Genomic DNA, 16,305 nt, shown 5'->3' on the forward strand with positions numbered 1-16,305 from the left:
AAGCCCCGCCAAAGCGGGGCTGGTGCGGATTAGCCCTTGAGCACCGCGGCCATGGCGTCGGCTACGTAGTCGACGTTGCGACTGTTGAGGCCCGCCACGCACATGCGACCGGATCGCACCAGATAGACGGCGAACTCCTCGCGCAGCCTGTCCACCTGCTCCGGGGTGAAGCCGGTGTAGCTGAACATGCCGCGCTGGTTGATGAAGTAGCTGAAGTCGCGGCCCGGCACCTTGGCGCTCAGCACCTCGAACAGCTTCTGGCGCATGGCCTTGATGCGGGTGCGCATCTCGGTCACTTCGTCGACCCACATGGCGTGCAGCTCGGGCTGGCTCATCACAGCCGCGGTGATCTGGCCACCGTGGGTGGGCGGGCTGGAGTAGTTGCGACGCACGGTGGCCTTCATCTGACCCAGTACGCGGCTGGCTTCTTCGGCATCCTTGCAGATGACCGACAGGCCGCCGCACCGCTCGCCGTAGAAGGAGAGGTTCTTGGAAAAGGAGTTGCTGACGAAGAAGCTTACGCCGGCGGCCACCATGGCGCGAATGGCGTAGGCATCCTCTTCCAGCCCGTCGCCGAAGCCCTGATAGGCGATATCCATAAAGGGGATCAGGTGCTTCTCGACCACCAGCGCGATCACCCGATCCCACTGGGCACGGGAGAGATCCACCCCGGTCGGGTTGTGGCAGCAAGGGTGCAGCAGCACTATGCTCTTGGCCGGCAGGGTACTCAGGCAGTCGATCATCGCATCAAACTGCACGCCGCCAGTGGCCGCATCGTAGTAGGGGTAGTCGTGCACCTTGATGCCGGCGCCTTCGAACATCGCCTTGTGGTTATCCCAGGTGGGATTGCTGACCCATACCTCGGAGGTCGGGAAGTAGCGCTTGAGCAGATCGGCGCCGATCTTCAGCGCGCCCGAGCCGCCGATGGTCTGGATGGTGGCGATACGTCCCGCCTTGACCGCTTCATGGTCGGCACCAAACAGCAGGTGCTGCACCGCAGTGCGGTAGTTGGCGGCGCCTTCCATCGGCTGGTAGGGGCGCGGGGCTGGCGCGGCGGCGCGCTGGGCTTCGGCCTGCTGTACCGAGGCCAGCAGCGGAATGCGGCCCTGCTCGTCGTAATAGAGGCCGATCCCCAGGTTCACCTTCTGCTCGCGGGTGTCTTTGTGGAAGGTCTCGACTAGCGTCAGGATAGGGTCGCCAGCATAGGCATCGACGTGTTCAAACATGGGGGATCCTTGAAATTGACTGTCCAGTAAAACCGGCGGTCAGCCGGGCTGGACATCATGGCGCAAAGCTGGCGGTGGCTCAAGCCCGACGCTGGTCGAGCCTGAAGGGATGGCGCCGCCATCCTGCTTACTTCAAATAGGATCGCAGGACGCTGACCACCTGATCTAGATCCTCCAGCCGCTCGGCCGGGGTGGCATCGGGGGCGCCGAGATGCTCGCGCATGTGTCCCTCCAGTACCTCCAGCATCAAGCCGTTGACGGCGCCGCGGATGGCCGCGATCTGCTGCAAAATGGCGGCGCAGTCGCTCTCCTGCTCCAGCGCGTGCTCCAGCGCACCGGCCTGTCCCTTGATGCGACGTACCCGTGCCAGCAGCTTCTTTTTACCGTGAATGGTGTGTGACATGCAGGATCCTCTCGATCAATAAAACCATACTGGGGTATAGTATATTGCATTGTCGTCCTCAGGAGAAATCCATGTCATCCCTTGTCTCATCCCACTGCCACCAACCCGTCGTCCACGAAGGGAATCCGCTGGCTGAACAGAAAACCCGTTGGGCCGTGCTGCTGACAGTCATCATGATGGTGGTGGAGATCGGCGGCGGCTGGTTTTACAACTCCATGGCGCTGCTGGCCGACGGCTGGCACATGAGCTCCCACGCGCTGGCGCTCGGTCTCTCGGTGCTGGCCTACCGCGCCGCCCGCCACTTTGCCCGCGACCACAGATTCAGCTTCGGCACCTGGAAGATCGAGGTGCTAGGTGGCTTCACCAGTGCTCTCCTGCTGGTGGGGGTGGCCGGGCTGATGCTGTTCGAGTCGGTGTTAAGGCTACTGGATCCCAGCCCGATCCACTATCAACAGGCGATCGCCATCGCGCTGGTGGGGCTGCTGGTGAACCTGGTCTGTGCCTGGCTGCTCAAGGATGATCACGGCCATCATCACCACGGCCATGGGCATGACCACCATCATGGGCATCACGACCACGATCATCATGACCATGACGATCACCACGGCCATCAGGATCTCAACCTGCGTGCCGCCTATATCCACGTGCTGGCGGATGCGGCCACTTCCGTGCTGGCGATCCTGGCACTGGTGGGGGGCATGCTGTGGGGGGCCGACTGGCTGGATCCCCTGATGGGCATAGTGGGGGCCGTACTGGTGGCGGTGTGGGCCTGGGGTCTGCTGCGCGACTCCGGTCGGGTGCTGCTGGATGCCGAGATGGATACCCCGTTGGTGGGTGAGATCCGTGAGGTGATTGCCGACCTGCCGGATGCCGAGATCCGCGATCTGCACGTCTGGCGGGTGGGCCAGCAGCAGTATGCCTGCGTGCTCTCCCTGCTGATGACTGCGCCTGTCTCCGCCAGCGAGATCCGCGCGCGGTTGGCGATACATGAAGAGCTGGTCCATGTGACCATAGAGATAGCCACTCCATAGCCAGATTTATGGCTGTCTATGCCAGATAGCGTGCAACTTGTACTCTGCAACACGAGTAAATCGAAGCAGTTTTTTCTGGGGAGGCCTGTGGCAGGCACGTGCTGACTATGTGCCTGGTACAAGCCTCACCGGGGCTAGGGGTGAGATGTGACGGTTTGAGTTAACGTTCGAAGAAGCGATAGAGGTGTTCTACCTGCATCGGGCAGTCAGCTACCAGATGCACATGATCGCGGGCCTGCTCGACCGTATCGAAACTGACCGGGCAGCCGAGGGTGTCGGTCAGCTCGTAGAGAGCGCCATCATTGCCTCTGAATTCGATGAGCCAGCCGGGGATGGCCACGTCGTGGAGTATTTCGGCCTCTTGCAGGATCTGTTGTTGATAGAGCTTGCGAAGTTCACTGACTGTCATGATGCTCTCCTGTGAAGGGGGATTCAGCTCCAGTCTATGCCTCTCTTTGTGCGGACGGCAACCGGATCATCCCCGCAGGACCTCCCAGGCCCAGCGGATACGGATAAAGGTCTCGGCATTACCACCCCGATCCGGATGGTGCTGCAATGCCAGCTCCCGCCAGCGGCGGCGGATCGCCTCCTGACTCGCCCCCTCATCCAACCCCAACAGGGCCAGCGCCTCGGCTTTGTGCCCCTCACCGTCATAAGCGCGCCAGAAGCGGTTGAGCAGGGCTTCAACTTCGGCACGGTCGGTCTGCCAGAACACCTGCCAGTCGAGATAGTAGCTACGCAGATTTTCGCCAAGGGCAAAGCCGTGGTTGGCCTCCTGATTCCCGGCCAGCGGTTCGAGCCGGATATCCAGGGTGCTGATTACCAGCCACCATCCCTCTTGCCAGAGCTCGGCCTGCAACTGGTAGAGGGCGTTCATGATCAGGAAGTTGACCCGAAACAGCTGTAGTTGCTCATCGTCAGCCAGTACCGGAATTGCCCCCTGCTGGCGCAGGGAGGCCATTAGCTCGTGCACCTTGTAGCTGCCCGCCGCCTGTTGCAATAGCACCAGCAGAGGGGCGATCAGCGGATTATTGTTGGCTTCGCTCATTCGGCGCCCTGTTCTCTGGGCGGTTGCAGGGCGATCAGCAGCTCACCCGCCTGCGGGGTGACGGGGCCGGTAACGATCTGGGGCTTGCCCTTGCCATCCATGATGAACAGCGGGATGGCGCCGGGATTGGCGGTCTGATACTGGGCCCAGTCGAACGCCTCGCTCAGGCGGGTCGCCTTGATCTGGCCACCCCGGCTCAGCAGGCCGCTCAGCCTGGCATAGTTGATATCGGGCCCAAACAGGTTCTGGCGAGCGCGGAAGGTGGCGCTCTCCCGGTTCGCCTTGCCGTGCTGCTCGCTGGAGCGCAGGGAGTAGACCTGCTCCTCGCCATAGAGGTGGGCGAAGTGCAGCACCCCGAGGGCGTTGTTGTGGCGGTTGGGGGAGAGGGCCAGCACGGTACTGATGCTGGTGAGCGGTAGGTGCAGCTCGGCATGTTCCGACTGGGGGTTGCCGAAGTAGCAGGGGAGGTTGCTCATCCGTGCCTGTTTGCAGAACTCCCAGGCGGGATCGCAGAGCTGTACCGGCACCCCCTGATCCGCCAGCGCCTTGCCGATGGCCCTAGCCACCGAGTTGGCCCCTATGATGAGCCAGGTATTGGGGGCGCTCTGGCGCATCTTGAGCAGGCTGGCCAGCGGCGCCGAGGTGAGGCTCTGCAACACCACGGTGGAGATGATCACCGCAAATACCAGCGGTACCAGCTTGTCGGCATCGGGGATCTCGGCCTGATGCAGGCTGATGGCAAACGAGGCACTGACTGCCGCCGCGACTATGCCACGCGGGGCGATCCAGCTCAGCAGGGCGCGAGCTCGCCAGGAGAGATCCGAGCCCCAGGTCGAGACCAGAATACAGAGCGGGCGCGCCACAAATTGCACCACGCACAGCAGCGCCAGCACCATGGGGCCGAGCTGCCAGAGCTGCGCCAGATCGAGGCGGGCCGCCAGCAGGATAAACAGGCTGGAGATAAGGATGACCGCGAGATCCTCCTTGAACGCCAGCACCTCCTCCAGATCCAGCCCCTCCTGATTGGCGAGCCAGATGCCGAACACGGTCACCGCCAGCAGGCCGGACTCGTGGCTGAGCCAGTTGGAGAGGCTGAAGGTGACCAACACCAGCGCCAGCACGCCGAACTTGTGCAGGCTGACCGGTAGCCAGTCCTTGCGAATAAGCAGGGTGGTGAGCCAGCCTGCCACCACCCCGATCAGGGAACCGACCAGCACTGTCTTGCCCAGCGCCAGCAGGGTATGGCTGATGAGATCCCCCTGACTGCCGAGGCGCACCGCCTCGAACACCAGCACCGCAAACAGGGCGCCGATGGGGTCGATGACGATCCCCTCCCAGCGCAGAATGCGGTCCACCTCCCGGGTGGGGCGGATCACGTTGAGCATGGGGGCGATCACCGTCGGGCCCGTTACCACCAGCACAGCGCCGAGCATGGTGGCGACCCGCCAGTCCAGCCCCAGCAGGAAGTAACCGGCGCTGCCGATGACGGCGAAGCTGACCAGCATGCCGGTGGAGCAGAGATTGCGCACCACCTTGCCGATCCCCTTGAGCTCGGCCAGATGGAGGGTCAGCGCCCCCTCGAACAGGATGATGGCTACCGACAGGGAGACCAGCGGAAACAGCAGATCCCCGAGCAGGGCATCGGGGTCGAGCAGGCCGCTGACCGGGCCCAGAGTCAGGCCGGTGAGCAGCAGAAACAGGATGGCGGGTACCCGCAGCGACCAGGCAAGCCATTGGGCCAGCACGGAGACCAGGGCGATCCCGGCCAGAGATAGGGCAATCATGCAGACCTCGATTCAGGCAGTGAGTATGGAGCTAGTGTAGTGGCTAAGTTGGTCAGATTGACACCTGAAGGAGCGTGCATCATGGCCGGGATGGGGAGATGTGCGACAGTCGGCGTCATGGTGGCTGGCGGTGGTGTGCAGGGCGCCAGCCAGACGCCAACCGTGGTGATGGGGTGGCCTCGGGGCCGGATTAGATGGGGCTCTCCTTGTGGAGCTCGCCGACACAGTCGGCCAGCGCCAGTACCAGTGCGGAGCGCACCATCTGATCGAGCCGGTTGAGCTGCATCTGGTAGAAGGCCCAATCCTCTTCGCTGGCGGGGGGCTCCAGCTTCATCATGCCGCCCTGATTGACCCCGTGCAGGCGGTCGAGCAGATCGCGGATCGGCTTGTCGCTGAAGCGGTAATCCTTGGGGTCGCGCACCAGAAAGTCGCGGATCTTGATATAGGCTTCGATATCCTGATAGCGCTCGAGTGAGATGAGGCCGAGGGCGAAGATGAGCTTGAGGCGCACCTCCAGCTGGCCGAGGGGGCCGCTCTGGTTGAGCAGGGGTTCGATGGCGTATTTGACGGCATACTCCTCCTGACGAAACGCGCGTCGCATCAGGGAGTCGACCGCCTCTTCCAGGATGGTCACGGCTTCGAGAAAGAAGCCGCGGGGGCCATCCTGCTCGTTCAGTCGTTCCAGTACTTCATCTTCCTGGTGTGTGGTCATAGGTGCATTGGGTCCAGCTGACAGGGAGAGAGTGGGCCTCTCTCCCGGTTTTTATCATATGGGGCACATTCCCTTGCCATTCAAGCGCTTGGCGCGCTATCAGTGGTGGCTGAATGCGCCGCAAGCAGGGTCATTACAGGGTTTCGTAACGGGCGACGATGGCGCGAACCACTTCGCTCTCTTCATCCAGTCCGGTGACGCGGGCCAGCGCTTTGGCCGGGCCAAGCTCCGCCAGCAGGGCTTGCAGCTCCACCGCCTGCGGGTCATCGGCATTGCGATAGTGGAGCGCCGCGGCGATCCCCTCCTGCAACTGATCGCTCGGCAGGCTGTACTCCAAGGTGCCCAGCAGCGGCTTCACCAGCCGATCTCCCGCCGCCAGCTTGCGCAGCGGCTGACGACCGACCCGGTCAATCTCGTCCACCAGATAGGGGTTGGCGAAGCGGGCCAGGATCTTCTCGATGTAGGCGGCGTGCAGGCGCGGGTCGAAGCCGTAGCGTTTCACCAGCACGGCACCGCTCTCCTCCATGGCGCGGCGCACCTTGCTGCGGATCACCGGATCCTCGATCGCCTCGCGCACTGTGCGGTAGCCCCGCAGCTTGCCGAGATAGGCGGTGACGATGTGGCCAGTGTTGAGGGTGAACAGCTTGCGCTCGACGAAGGCCATCAGGTTGTCGGTTGGCTCCATGCCAGCCACCTGTGGCAGCTCACCTTTGAACTGGGTCTGGTCGACGATCCACTCGCTGAAGCTCTCTACCGTCACTTCCAGCGGATCATCGTTGGCAGCCGTGGCGGGCGGTACGATGCGATCCACCGCCGAGTCGACGAAGCCTATACAGGATTCGAGCGTGGCATGATACGCGACCGGCAGGTACTTGAGTACCTCCCGCTTGAGGTGGCTGGTGCCGCGCACCATGTTTTCACAGGCGATGACGTTCAGCGGTGTCAGGTTGCCGGCATCGAAGCGGGCCTGCAGCCCCTTGGCCAGGGTACTGGCAATCTTGTCCAGAATGTTGGGGCCGACCGCGGTGGTGACCAGATCGGCAGTGATGATACGGGCGATCACCTCGTGACCGGCGGAGCTCACCGCCGCCACGTTGCGCACCACGTCCAGTTTCTGATCCGCCCCTACCACATGAACCTTGTACTCCTGACGGTGGTTGAGCTGGTCGATCAGGATGTCGTTGACGTCGGCGAAGGTGACCTGATGGCTGGCATCTGCCAGCACTTTACCGATAAAGCCGCGACCGATGTTACCAGCACCAAAATGTAATGTTTTCATGATATTAACCTCTTGAACCAAAGACTATGAAAGATGATTACGCAGCCTGTTCGGCACCCAGCAGATCCAGGAAGGCCTGGGGATCCGTGGTGCTGGCCAGCCGGTCGATGAGACCGGGTTCATCCAGTGCATTGGTCAGGCGGGTTATCACCTGCATGTGTTCGTCGTTGCGGGCGGCGATGCCGATCACCAGCCGCGCCACCTCATCGGCAGCTTCGCCAAAGGCTACCCCGGCCGGGTACTGGCAGATGACGATGCCGGTACGCTTCACAAACTCCTTGGCGGCGATGGTGCCGTGAGGCACGGCGATGGATTCGCCGAGGTAGGTGGAGACCAGCTGTTCGCGCTCCAGCATGGCGTTGACGTAGTCGGGCGCCACGTAGCCCCGCTCCGCCAGCAGTCGGCCTGCGGTCAGGATGGCGGCCTCCTTGCTGTCCGCTTTCAGTCCCAGATGCACGTCATGACGGCTCAGGGTAAAGACTTCGGCGGCCTGCGGCTCGTAGCTGTCGTCGTTGGCCGCCACCAACAGTTGCGGGTTGGCGACATCATCGTTGGCGGCCTGGCTCAGGCTTTGAACCAGCTCCTGATAGAGGCCGTTGTCGAGGAAGTTGGTCAGGGAAATATGGTGAGCGTGCGGCGCGTGGCGACGGGCCCGCTCGGTCAGATCCTTGTGGGTGATGACCCAGTCCACCTGATCGTCGAGCTGATCGATGGCGCGGTTGGTCACGCTGATATCGAGCCCGGCGGCCTGTACCCGCTTGCGCAGCATGCCGGCACCCATGGCGCTGGAACCCATGCCCGCATCGCAGGCCACTACGATATTGCGCACTGCCATCAGTTCGCCGCCCGGCTTCTTGGCCGCTGCGGTTTCGGGCTTGCCGCCCTTCATGGCTTTCATCTTGCGAGTGGCTTCACCGAGGGCATCGGCCTCGTCGGCTTCCGGCTGCTGGGCGCGAACGAATACGGCGGCGACCAGGAAGGAGACCAGAGTGGCGCTGATGATGGAGAGGGCGACCCCGATCAGGGAGGCTTTCGGCGTCATCAACAGCACGGCGAAGATGGAGCCCGGCGACGCGGGGGAGACCAGACCTGCATTGAACAGGGTCAGGGTAAAGACCCCGGTCATGCCGCCGGCGATCACAGCCAGAATGAGGCGCGGGTTCATCAGCACATATGGGAAGTAGATCTCGTGGATGCCGCCGAAGAAGTGAATGATGGAGGCACCTGCAGCGGACTGCTTGGCAGCACCACGACCGAACACCATGTAGGCCAGCAGCACGCCCATGCCCGGGCCCGGGTTCGCTTCAATCAGGAAGAAGATGGAGCTGCCGTGCTCGGTCGCCTGCTGGATCCCCAGCGGCGAGAAGATGCCGTGGTTGATAGCGTTGTTGAGGAACAGGATCTTGGCCGGTTCGACGAAGATGGAGGTGAGCGGCAGCATGTGGTTGTCCACCAGGAAGCCGACACCACCGGCCAGCAGGCCGGAGAGCACCTTGACGAAGGGGCCAATCACGAAGAAGGCGAGGATCGCCAGCAGCATGCCGATAAGGCCGGCGGAGAAGTTGTTGACCAGCATCTCGAAGCCGCTTTTGACGCGACCATCCATCGCCTTGTCGAAGCGCTTGATGGCCCAGCCACCGAGCGGGCCGACCATCATGGCGCCCATAAACATCGGGATATCGGTTCCCACGATGACACCCATGGTGGTGATGGCACCGACCACGCCGCCGCGCTCACCACCCATCAGTTTGCCACCGGTGTAGCCGATCAGCAGCGGCAGCAGGTAGGTGATCATGGGGCCGACCAGCTTGGCCAAGGTTTCATTGGGCAGCCAGCCGGTGGGGATGAAGAGGGCGGTGATAAAGCCCCAGGCGATAAAGGCGCCTATGTTGGGCATGACCATATTGGACAGGAAGCGTCCAAAATTCTGTATCTTGACTTTGGTATCCGGTGATAACATGTCGGGACCCCGTTTTAAGCCTGTTTGATTAAAAGTGGTAGTAGGGATGGCCGGTTTTGCCGAACCTCCATCCCGGTCGTCTAAGCAACTTCAATCTACCAGCTTGATATCAAATTAGGCTGAAAACGGGGTATCTTGTGATCCACCTCTCAGATACCCCGTCATGCCCCCTCCAGAACCAGTGATCTGTGTCACATTCACATGCTGTAATTCGGCTACATTTCGATATTTTCTGTTTTGAATGACCATTTTTTGTGATTTAGATCACCATCTCAGCTTTGCCGCTCCTTCGCACAAAGGTGATTTGCATCACAAATTTAGTTTTTGTATTCGAATGGGACAAATCACTCAATTACTCATCAGTGGGTAGTGGCGATGGATTTATCGAAATACTCCATTGCTTACCAATGAATCAATAAATTTGTAACCCGCTTTCAGTTTTTACGGTTGGTGATGAGCTCTCTTTTGCTGCTGGCTGGTGGAGAGTTGAGGGAAAGTGCCGAGGGGGATTGCGCCAATGATGTTTCGGTAGCTTGCTTGCCGTGCAGGGCTGATAGCAGATAAAAACAAACCGCCAGCAGGCGGTTTGTCAGTTTTTGCGAGCTGGCCCCTGTCGAGGCGGCGGCTCAGTAGAAGCCGGCATCCTCGGGAGAGGGGCGGGTCTTGAAGCGGCGATGGAGCCACATGTACTGCTCCGGCGCCTTGCGCACGGCGGCTTCAATCTCGCGGTTGGCGCGGGCGGCATCAACCATGTCATCTCCGCTCGGGTAGTCGGCAAGGGGCGCGCCGATATGCAGGGTGTAACCCTCGCTGGTGCGGATGTTGTAGCAGGGGAGGGTGACGGTATTTTTCACCCGCGCCAGGGTGGCGGTGCCGGTGATGGTGGCCGCCTGCTCTACCGCGAAGTAGGGCACGAACACACTGGCGTGGCTGCCGTAGTCGTGATCCGGCGCGTACCAGAGGGCGTCACCGTTGCGCAGCGCCTTGATCATCCCCTTCACGTCCATCCGGTCTACCAGATATTTGTTGGAGGCGCAGCGACCGTGGTACTGGGCATACTCCAGCACCGGGTTGGTGTTGGGGCGATAGACCCCGACCCCGGGGCGTACCAGCCCGAAACAGCGGGCGTTGAGTTCCAGCGTCAGGAAGTGGCAGGAGAGCAGTAGCATGCCCTGACCTTTTTCCATGGCGGCGATGACGTGCTCTTCCCCTTCCACCTTCATCAGGTTGCGCATCCGCCAGTCTGGCCAGAACCAGGCGATACCCACCTCGAACACGGCGCAGCCCACGCTCTCAAAGTTTGCCTTAAGCAGTTTCTCCCGCTCATCCCGGGTCAGCTCGGGCATCGCCAGCTCCAGATTGCGACGGGCAATCTTGACCCGGGACTTCAATATCCTGGCGGCGAGACGACCGAGCTGACGGCCCAGCCACATCTGGCTACGCCACGGCAGCAGGGTCAGCAGCCAGAGCAGGCCGAGGCCGAACCAGCTGGCCCAGTAACGGGGATGAAACAGGCGGGGCTCCAGGCGGGGAGCGTTGTCATGGGCCATGGCTAATCTCTTGTTCGCAAACACAATCGGGGGATTCTAGCCGAAAAGGGGGGGCGGGGGCGAATGGCTGTGTGCTGGTCAGAGGGGTAGCCTGCGTCCGGTTAGCGTGACAGCGGCGGCATCTGCGGTCGGCTTTTTCTACACCGGACAAAAGAGTGTGATAAAATCGCCCGCTGATTTTTCAGGTTTTGAGAGTCGATACAGATGAAGATCACCCTGCCCGATTTTGAAAAAGCCCGCGTTCTGGTCGTTGGCGATGTCATGTTGGACCGTTACTGGCATGGCCCTACCGGTCGGATCTCCCCCGAGGCGCCGGTGCCCGTGGTCAAGGTTGAACACATTGAGGAGCGTCCCGGTGGCGCGGCCAACGTGGCCCTCAACTCCGCTGCGCTGGGCGCCCACGCCGTGCTGCTTGGCCTGACCGGTCAGGACGAGGCTGCCGATGCTTTGGCTGGCCAGATGGCTGGCGTCAAGGTGGCCTGTGATTTCGTTCGTCTGGCCGACTTTCCGACCATCACCAAGCTGCGGGTGCTGTCCCGCAACCAGCAGCTGCTGCGTCTGGACTTTGAAGAGCCCTTCCACTCCGTCGATGCCACCCTGCTGATGAGCAAGGTCGAGCAGGCGCTGCCGAATAGCGACGTGATGATCCTCTCCGACTACGGCAAGGGTGCTCTCAACGACGTACCCGGCATGATCCAGCGCGCCCGAGCCGCCGGTATTCCGGTGCTGGTCGACCCCAAGGGGACCGACTTCGAGAAGTATCGCGGCGCCACTCTGCTGACCCCCAACATGTCCGAATTCGAGGCCGTGGTGGGCAAGGTGAAGAGCGAAGAGGAGCTGGTCGCCAAGGGGCTGGCTCTGGTCAAGCGTTTCGAGCTGGATGCCCTGCTGGTCACCCGTTCCGAGAACGGCATGACCCTGATCCGCGAAGGTCAGCCAGAGCTGCATCTGCCAGCTCAGGCCCATGAGGTTTACGATGTGACCGGTGCCGGTGATACCGTGATCTCTACCCTCGCCACCTCGCTGGCGGCAGGCAAGAGCCTGGACGAAGCCTGTGCGCTGGCCAATACCGCTGCCGGTATCGTGGTCGGCAAGCTGGGTACCTCTACCGTCAGTCCTGTCGAGCTGGCCAACGCCCTCTACACCGAGCAGGAGACCGGCTTCGGCGTCATGTCTGAAGCCCAACTGAAAGTGGCGGTTCGTGCCGCCCGTCTGCGCGGCGAGAAGGTGGTGATGACCAACGGTTGCTTCGACATCCTGCACGCCGGCCATGTCTCCTATCTGGCCAACGCGGGCAAGCTGGGGGATCGCCTGATCGTGGCGGTCAATACCGACGAATCGGTTCGCCGTCTGAAAGGGCCGGGTCGTCCGGTCAACCCGACCGAGCGCCGCATGGCCGTACTGGCTGCGCTGGGCGCGGTGGATTGGGTTGTGCCCTTCTCCGAGGATACCCCGCAGCGTCTGATCGCCGAGATCCTGCCGGATCTGCTGGTCAAGGGCGGCGACTACAAGCCGGAAGATATCGCCGGTTACGCCGAGGTAACCGCCAATGGCGGCGAGGTGCGCGTTCTCAACTTCGAGGATGGCTGCTCCACCACCGACATCATCAAGACGATCCGCGAGCGTGGCTAACGTTCTGCTGGCCCCGCAATCTGGCGGGGCTCATTATCGGCGGTAGCAAACCGGCAGAAATACGGATAACAAAAAGGCGACCTTGCGGTCGCCTTTTTCATGCCCGATAGCGGCTATCAGCCTTTGGCTTTTGCCGTGGCAGGCATCAGACCCTGGTTCACTTCCACCAGGTCCTGCGCTTCCAGAATACCGGCAGCCTGTTTCAGGCTCAGGATATTGAGGATGTAGTTGTAACGGGCTTCGGAGAGCTTCTGCTTGGCCTCGTACAGCTTGCGAGTGGAGTCCAGCACGTCGACGATGGTACGGGTACCCACTTCGTAGCCGGCTTCGGTCGCCTTCAGGGCGCTGTCGGCGGAGACCACAGACTGGCTGTAGGCGCGCACCGAGCCGATGCTGGCGTTCACGTTGTTGTAGGAGGAGCGCACTGTGCTCTGCACCGAGCGGAAGTTCTTCTCCAGCAGTTCGCTGGCCGCCACGTAGTTGTATTGAGCCTGTTTCACCTTGGAGCTGGTGGCGCCACCGCTGTAGATGGGCAGCTTGAAGGTCAGACCGATATTGGCCTGATTGTCATTGCCGCCGCTCTGAATACTATCCAGCTTGTAATCGGTATTGCTGGTTTGCAGTCCGGCACCCAGATCCAGCGTCGGCTCATGGCCGGTTTTGGCCAGATCGATCTGCTCCTTGGCAATGTCCTTGCTGATGCGGGCACTGTGCAGTTGCAGGTTCTTGTCCAGCGCCAGCTCCAGCCACTTGTCGGAGCCGAAGGCGGTCTTCTGCGGGCTGAAACGATCTGTGTTCAGCACGTCCAGATTGCGGTGATCGATACCGGTCAGCTCGCGCAGGGTCTCGTAGCTGTTGTCCAGCGAGTTTTCGGCATTGATCTCGTCAGCCAGCGCCTGGTCGCGGGAGGCTTCGGCTTCATGGACGTCGGTGATGGCGGTCAGGCCCACTTCGAAACGCTGCTGGGTTTGCTCCAGCTGACGCTCTACCGCAACCTTGTTGGCACGAACGAACTCCAGGGTATCCATCGCCTTGAGCACATCAAAGTAGGCTTTGGCGGTGCGTACCATCAGGTTCTGGATCTCGAGGTTGTAGGCGACATCTGACTGGGTGGCCTGCTTCTCGCTGATATCCAGATTGACCCAGTTACTGCGACGATAGAGGGATTGCGACAGCGTCACCTCGCCCTTGGCGTTGGTATTGCTCTGGGTATCGTTCTTGTTTTGCAGATAATTGAGCCCGGCACCCAGATCGATCTGGGGCAGCAGAGGGGCACGGGATTCGTTGATCTTCTCGAAGGCCTGGTCGCGAACGGCTTTGGACTGCAGCAACTGCGGGTCTTTGATCTGGGCTTGCTGGTAGATGTCGAGCAGGTTTTCGGCATGGGCACCGGCACTGACGCCCAGCAACACCATGACTGACAAAAGTGTTCTTTTCATAGATCGTTTTAACCTTATGTAGTAACCCAAACTGGTTGCTGGAGAGGCAAATATTGTCACCGACCAAGCTTGATTGCAGCTTAATCACTCTACTATAAGCAAAATTTAATGCTAAGAGTCTCAGGTCCGGTGACGGGAACGTCAAGAACCGGACGCAGTTTTCTCCCCGCGCGCCTAGCCAAATGGTCTGTGGCTGCTAAAATCCACCCCTCATTACCATGGCACGCCGAGTGAATGAACGTTCATTCATGTTCCTCGGATTTTATGGTCAAACTGATACAAGTCAAGCTGACGGGAGCCCCGGATGTCGCAGCAACCCTTGCCGCAAGATCGGCATTACGCCGCCGATGATGTGAAAATCATTGAAAAATCAGCTGGATATAACGGCTTCTTCAAGGTGAATGTCTATCGTCTGCAGCATCGGTTATTTGCTGGCGGCTGGAATCAGCCCATCGTGCGCGAGCTGTTCGAGCGGGGCCATGCCGCCGCGTTGCTGCCCTACGATCCGGTGCGCGACCAGATAGTGCTGGTGGAGCAGTTCCGTATCGGCGCCATGGAGACCAGCCCGACCCCCTGGCTGCTGGAGCTGGTGGCCGGCATCATTGACGAAGGTGAGACCGCCGAGGCGGTAGTGCGCCGCGAAGCGGTGGAAGAGGCCGGGATCGAGGTGGCCCGCTGCGAACACGCCATCAGCTATCTGGTGAGCCCAGGTGGCAGCACCGAGCGGATCGAGGTCTATGTGGGCGAAGTGGATGCCAGCAAGGCCGAAGGGCTGCACGGGCTGGCCGATGAGGGCGAGGATATCCGGGTGCACGTGGTGAGCCGCGAACAGGCCTACGCCTGGCTCAAAGAGGGACGCATCGACAATGCGGCCTCGGTCATTGCCCTGCAGTGGCTGGCCCTCAACCATGGCGAGCTGCGCGCCCGCTGGCTGGCGGATCGCTGAGGTGGCGCTGACCCTGCAACAGAGCAAGCGCTATGTGCCTGATCTGATGTCCTTGCAGCGTACCTGCGAGGTCAACTACATGGCATTGATGAAACTGCTGCCGCCAGATGGGGAAGTCGGCGCCGAGCGCCGCTATCGGGTCGGCAACGATCTGCAGTTCCAGCTCACCATCATTGGCGAGAGTCGTTTCACCAATCAGGTGATCCTGAGCCAGCACAACCCCGAATTGCCCGAATATTTACAAGCTCAGATAGAGATTCGTTTGTATCATGATGTGCGGATGGCGGAAGTGTGTGCAGCGCAACAGATTTCCCGTTTGCAACCACGTTATGATTATCCCAATAAAAAGATGCACCAGCGGGACGAAAAGGAGCAGGTAAATCTGTTTCTGGCCGAATGGCTAAAATTTTGTCTCAGACATGGTACCAGCCCGATCAATATATCCAGTTGAACAAATAAAAAGAAGCGTGATTTTGGAAACAGAGCTCCCCCAGGCGCAGGACGGCAGTGTGCGCCTGTTGCAAATTACTGATACCCATCTTTTTGCCAGTGCCGAGGGTCGGCTGCTGGCTGTGCCCACCGCCGAGAGTCTGGCTGCGGTGCTGGAGCGGGTGCAGGCCAACGACCATCCCTACGAGGTGATTCTGGCGACTGGCGACCTGTCGCAGGATCACAGCCCGGAGTCCTATCAGCGCTTCGCCTCCATGATGGCGCCTCTTGGCCGCCCCATCTACTGGTTGCCCGGCAATCACGATGACAGCCCGCTGATGACCGAATATCTCCATGCCGCCGGGATCAGTGAATCCAAACAGCTGGTGGGCGACCACTGGCAGGTGATCCTGCTCGACACCCAGGTTCGTGGCAAACCCCACGGCATGATCGGCGATCACCAGCTGGAGGCGCTCGACCGCGCCCTGCGTCAGTATCCGGATCGCCACGCCCTTATCGCCCTGCACCATCAGGCGGTGCCGGTGGGCTGTGCCTGGCTGGATCAGCACAATCTCAAGAATGCCGATGATCTGTTTGCCGTGCTGGCCCGTCACCCGCAGCAGAAGACCATCCTGTTTGGCCACGTCCATCAGGAGTTTGACGAGGTGCACCGCGGCGTACGGCTGATTGCCAGCCCATCGACCTGCATCCAGTTCAAACCCCTCTCTGATGGCTTCGCGTTGGACGAGTCAGGCCCGGGCTGGCGCTATCTCACCCTCTACCCGGATGGTCGTATCGCCAGCCAGGTGTGGCGTCTGCCGGTGGGGCAGTTTGTGCCCGACCCCAATGCCACCGGTTATTGAGGA

15 protein-coding genes are annotated in these 16,305 nt (G+C 61.0%); 5 read left to right on the top strand and 10 right to left on the bottom strand.

Annotated elements, in window-relative coordinates; translation table 11 throughout:
• Positions 1–29: 29 nt before the first annotated feature.
• Both G5315_RS11050 and G5315_RS11055 read right to left on the bottom strand, forming a co-directional pair.
• The gene (locus G5315_RS11050; protein ID WP_421333042.1) at positions 30–1,226 is read right to left on the bottom strand and encodes an aromatic amino acid transaminase; all 1,197 of its coding nucleotides are present in this window, start codon (positions 1,224–1,226) and stop codon (positions 30–32) included.
• 127 nt (positions 1,227–1,353) lie between these two features.
• Positions 1,354–1,629 (bottom strand): metal/formaldehyde-sensitive transcriptional repressor, encoded by a 276-nt coding sequence (locus G5315_RS11055; RefSeq protein WP_421333043.1) that lies wholly within the window; start codon positions 1,627–1,629, stop codon positions 1,354–1,356.
• 71 nt (positions 1,630–1,700) lie between these two features.
• Here G5315_RS11055 and dmeF point away from each other — a divergent pair, with 71 nt between their 5' ends.
• A complete protein-coding gene (dmeF, locus tag G5315_RS11060; protein ID WP_421333044.1) occupies positions 1,701–2,660 on the top strand; it encodes a CDF family Co(II)/Ni(II) efflux transporter DmeF in 960 nt (319 codons plus the stop codon).
• A gap of 160 nt (positions 2,661–2,820) precedes the next feature.
• Here the strand turns inward: dmeF and G5315_RS11065 are convergent, their stop codons facing one another.
• From G5315_RS11065 to lpxL, 7 genes are all read right to left on the bottom strand, one after another.
• Positions 2,821–3,069 carry a hypothetical protein gene (locus G5315_RS11065; RefSeq protein ID WP_266135317.1) on the bottom strand — a complete coding sequence of 83 codons (249 nt, stop codon included), beginning with the start codon at positions 3,067–3,069 and terminating at the stop codon, positions 2,821–2,823.
• Between the two features lie 66 nt (positions 3,070–3,135).
• Positions 3,136–3,708: a DNA-J related domain-containing protein gene (locus tag G5315_RS11070; RefSeq protein ID WP_421333045.1), complete on the bottom strand. Its 573-nt coding sequence runs from the start codon at positions 3,706–3,708 to the stop codon at positions 3,136–3,138.
• Entirely contained in the window at positions 3,705–5,492 is a 1,788-nt protein-coding gene (locus G5315_RS11075) for a cation:proton antiporter (protein WP_106844051.1), read from the bottom strand. The genes G5315_RS11070 and G5315_RS11075 overlap by 4 nt, the downstream gene beginning before the upstream one ends.
• 190 nt (positions 5,493–5,682) lie before the next feature.
• The gene (locus G5315_RS11080) at positions 5,683–6,204 is read right to left on the bottom strand and encodes an MltR family transcriptional regulator (protein ID WP_005335907.1); all 522 of its coding nucleotides are present in this window, start codon (positions 6,202–6,204) and stop codon (positions 5,683–5,685) included.
• Between the two features lie 133 nt (positions 6,205–6,337).
• Positions 6,338–7,483: a mannitol-1-phosphate 5-dehydrogenase gene (locus tag G5315_RS11085; RefSeq protein WP_421333046.1), complete on the bottom strand. Its 1,146-nt coding sequence runs from the start codon at positions 7,481–7,483 to the stop codon at positions 6,338–6,340.
• Positions 7,484–7,520: 37 nt separating this feature from the next.
• Positions 7,521–9,443: a PTS mannitol transporter subunit IICBA gene (locus G5315_RS11090; protein ID WP_421333047.1), complete on the bottom strand. Its 1,923-nt coding sequence runs from the start codon at positions 9,441–9,443 to the stop codon at positions 7,521–7,523.
• A 626-nt stretch (positions 9,444–10,069) separates the two neighbouring features.
• A complete protein-coding gene (lpxL, locus tag G5315_RS11095) occupies positions 10,070–10,993 on the bottom strand; it encodes an LpxL/LpxP family Kdo(2)-lipid IV(A) lauroyl/palmitoleoyl acyltransferase (protein WP_021231687.1) in 924 nt (307 codons plus the stop codon).
• A gap of 204 nt (positions 10,994–11,197) precedes the next feature.
• On the opposite strand from lpxL, the gene hldE reads away from it, so the two are divergent.
• Positions 11,198–12,625, top strand: a complete 1,428-nt coding sequence (gene hldE / locus G5315_RS11100) for a bifunctional D-glycero-beta-D-manno-heptose-7-phosphate kinase/D-glycero-beta-D-manno-heptose 1-phosphate adenylyltransferase HldE (protein ID WP_421333048.1) — start codon at positions 11,198–11,200, stop codon at positions 12,623–12,625.
• A 116-nt stretch (positions 12,626–12,741) separates the two neighbouring features.
• Here hldE and tolC read toward each other — a convergent pair whose 3' ends face one another.
• A complete protein-coding gene (tolC, locus tag G5315_RS11105) occupies positions 12,742–14,064 on the bottom strand; it encodes an outer membrane channel protein TolC (RefSeq protein ID WP_058057939.1) in 1,323 nt (440 codons plus the stop codon).
• A 304-nt stretch (positions 14,065–14,368) separates the two neighbouring features.
• Here tolC and nudF point away from each other — a divergent pair, with 304 nt between their 5' ends.
• From nudF to cpdA, 3 genes are read left to right on the top strand one after another with little or no spacing between them, the layout of a single operon-like run.
• A complete protein-coding gene (nudF, locus tag G5315_RS11110) occupies positions 14,369–15,010 on the top strand; it encodes an ADP-ribose diphosphatase (protein ID WP_129503243.1) in 642 nt (213 codons plus the stop codon).
• A gap of 1 nt (position 15,011) precedes the next feature.
• Positions 15,012–15,461, top strand: coding sequence for a DUF1249 domain-containing protein (locus G5315_RS11115; RefSeq protein ID WP_043826046.1), 450 nt, complete (start codon positions 15,012–15,014; stop codon positions 15,459–15,461).
• Positions 15,462–15,483: 22 nt separating this feature from the next.
• Positions 15,484–16,302, top strand: a complete 819-nt coding sequence (gene cpdA, locus G5315_RS11120; protein WP_421333049.1) for a 3',5'-cyclic-AMP phosphodiesterase — start codon at positions 15,484–15,486, stop codon at positions 16,300–16,302.
• Positions 16,303–16,305: the final 3 nt, after the last annotated feature.

It is taken from the genome of Aeromonas sp. 603607, assembly GCF_049171595.1.
GTDB lineage: Bacteria > Pseudomonadota > Gammaproteobacteria > Enterobacterales > Aeromonadaceae > Aeromonas > Aeromonas veronii.

What these genes read in the sequence shown, in the direction of transcription:
- tolC (WP_058057939.1), bottom strand. Translation starts at nt 14,064, where the DNA reads ATGAAAAGAACACTTTTGTCAGTCATGGTGTTGCTGGGCGTCAGTGCC.
- G5315_RS11070 (WP_421333045.1), bottom strand. Translation starts at nt 3,708, where the DNA reads ATGAGCGAAGCCAACAATAATCCGCTGATCGCCCCTCTGCTGGTGCTA.
- G5315_RS11055 (WP_421333043.1), bottom strand. Translation starts at nt 1,629, where the DNA reads ATGTCACACACCATTCACGGTAAAAAGAAGCTGCTGGCACGGGTACGT.
- nudF (WP_129503243.1), top strand. Translation starts at nt 14,369, where the DNA reads ATGTCGCAGCAACCCTTGCCGCAAGATCGGCATTACGCCGCCGATGAT.
- G5315_RS11090 (WP_421333047.1), bottom strand. Translation starts at nt 9,443, where the DNA reads ATGTTATCACCGGATACCAAAGTCAAGATACAGAATTTTGGACGCTTC.
- dmeF (WP_421333044.1), top strand. Translation starts at nt 1,701, where the DNA reads ATGTCATCCCTTGTCTCATCCCACTGCCACCAACCCGTCGTCCACGAA.
- lpxL (WP_021231687.1), bottom strand. Translation starts at nt 10,993, where the DNA reads ATGGCCCATGACAACGCTCCCCGCCTGGAGCCCCGCCTGTTTCATCCC.
- G5315_RS11085 (WP_421333046.1), bottom strand. Translation starts at nt 7,483, where the DNA reads ATGAAAACATTACATTTTGGTGCTGGTAACATCGGTCGCGGCTTTATC.
- G5315_RS11050 (WP_421333042.1), bottom strand. Translation starts at nt 1,226, where the DNA reads ATGTTTGAACACGTCGATGCCTATGCTGGCGACCCTATCCTGACGCTA.
- hldE (WP_421333048.1), top strand. Translation starts at nt 11,198, where the DNA reads ATGAAGATCACCCTGCCCGATTTTGAAAAAGCCCGCGTTCTGGTCGTT.
- G5315_RS11065 (WP_266135317.1), bottom strand. Translation starts at nt 3,069, where the DNA reads ATGACAGTCAGTGAACTTCGCAAGCTCTATCAACAACAGATCCTGCAA.
- G5315_RS11075 (WP_106844051.1), bottom strand. Translation starts at nt 5,492, where the DNA reads ATGATTGCCCTATCTCTGGCCGGGATCGCCCTGGTCTCCGTGCTGGCC.
- G5315_RS11080 (WP_005335907.1), bottom strand. Translation starts at nt 6,204, where the DNA reads ATGACCACACACCAGGAAGATGAAGTACTGGAACGACTGAACGAGCAG.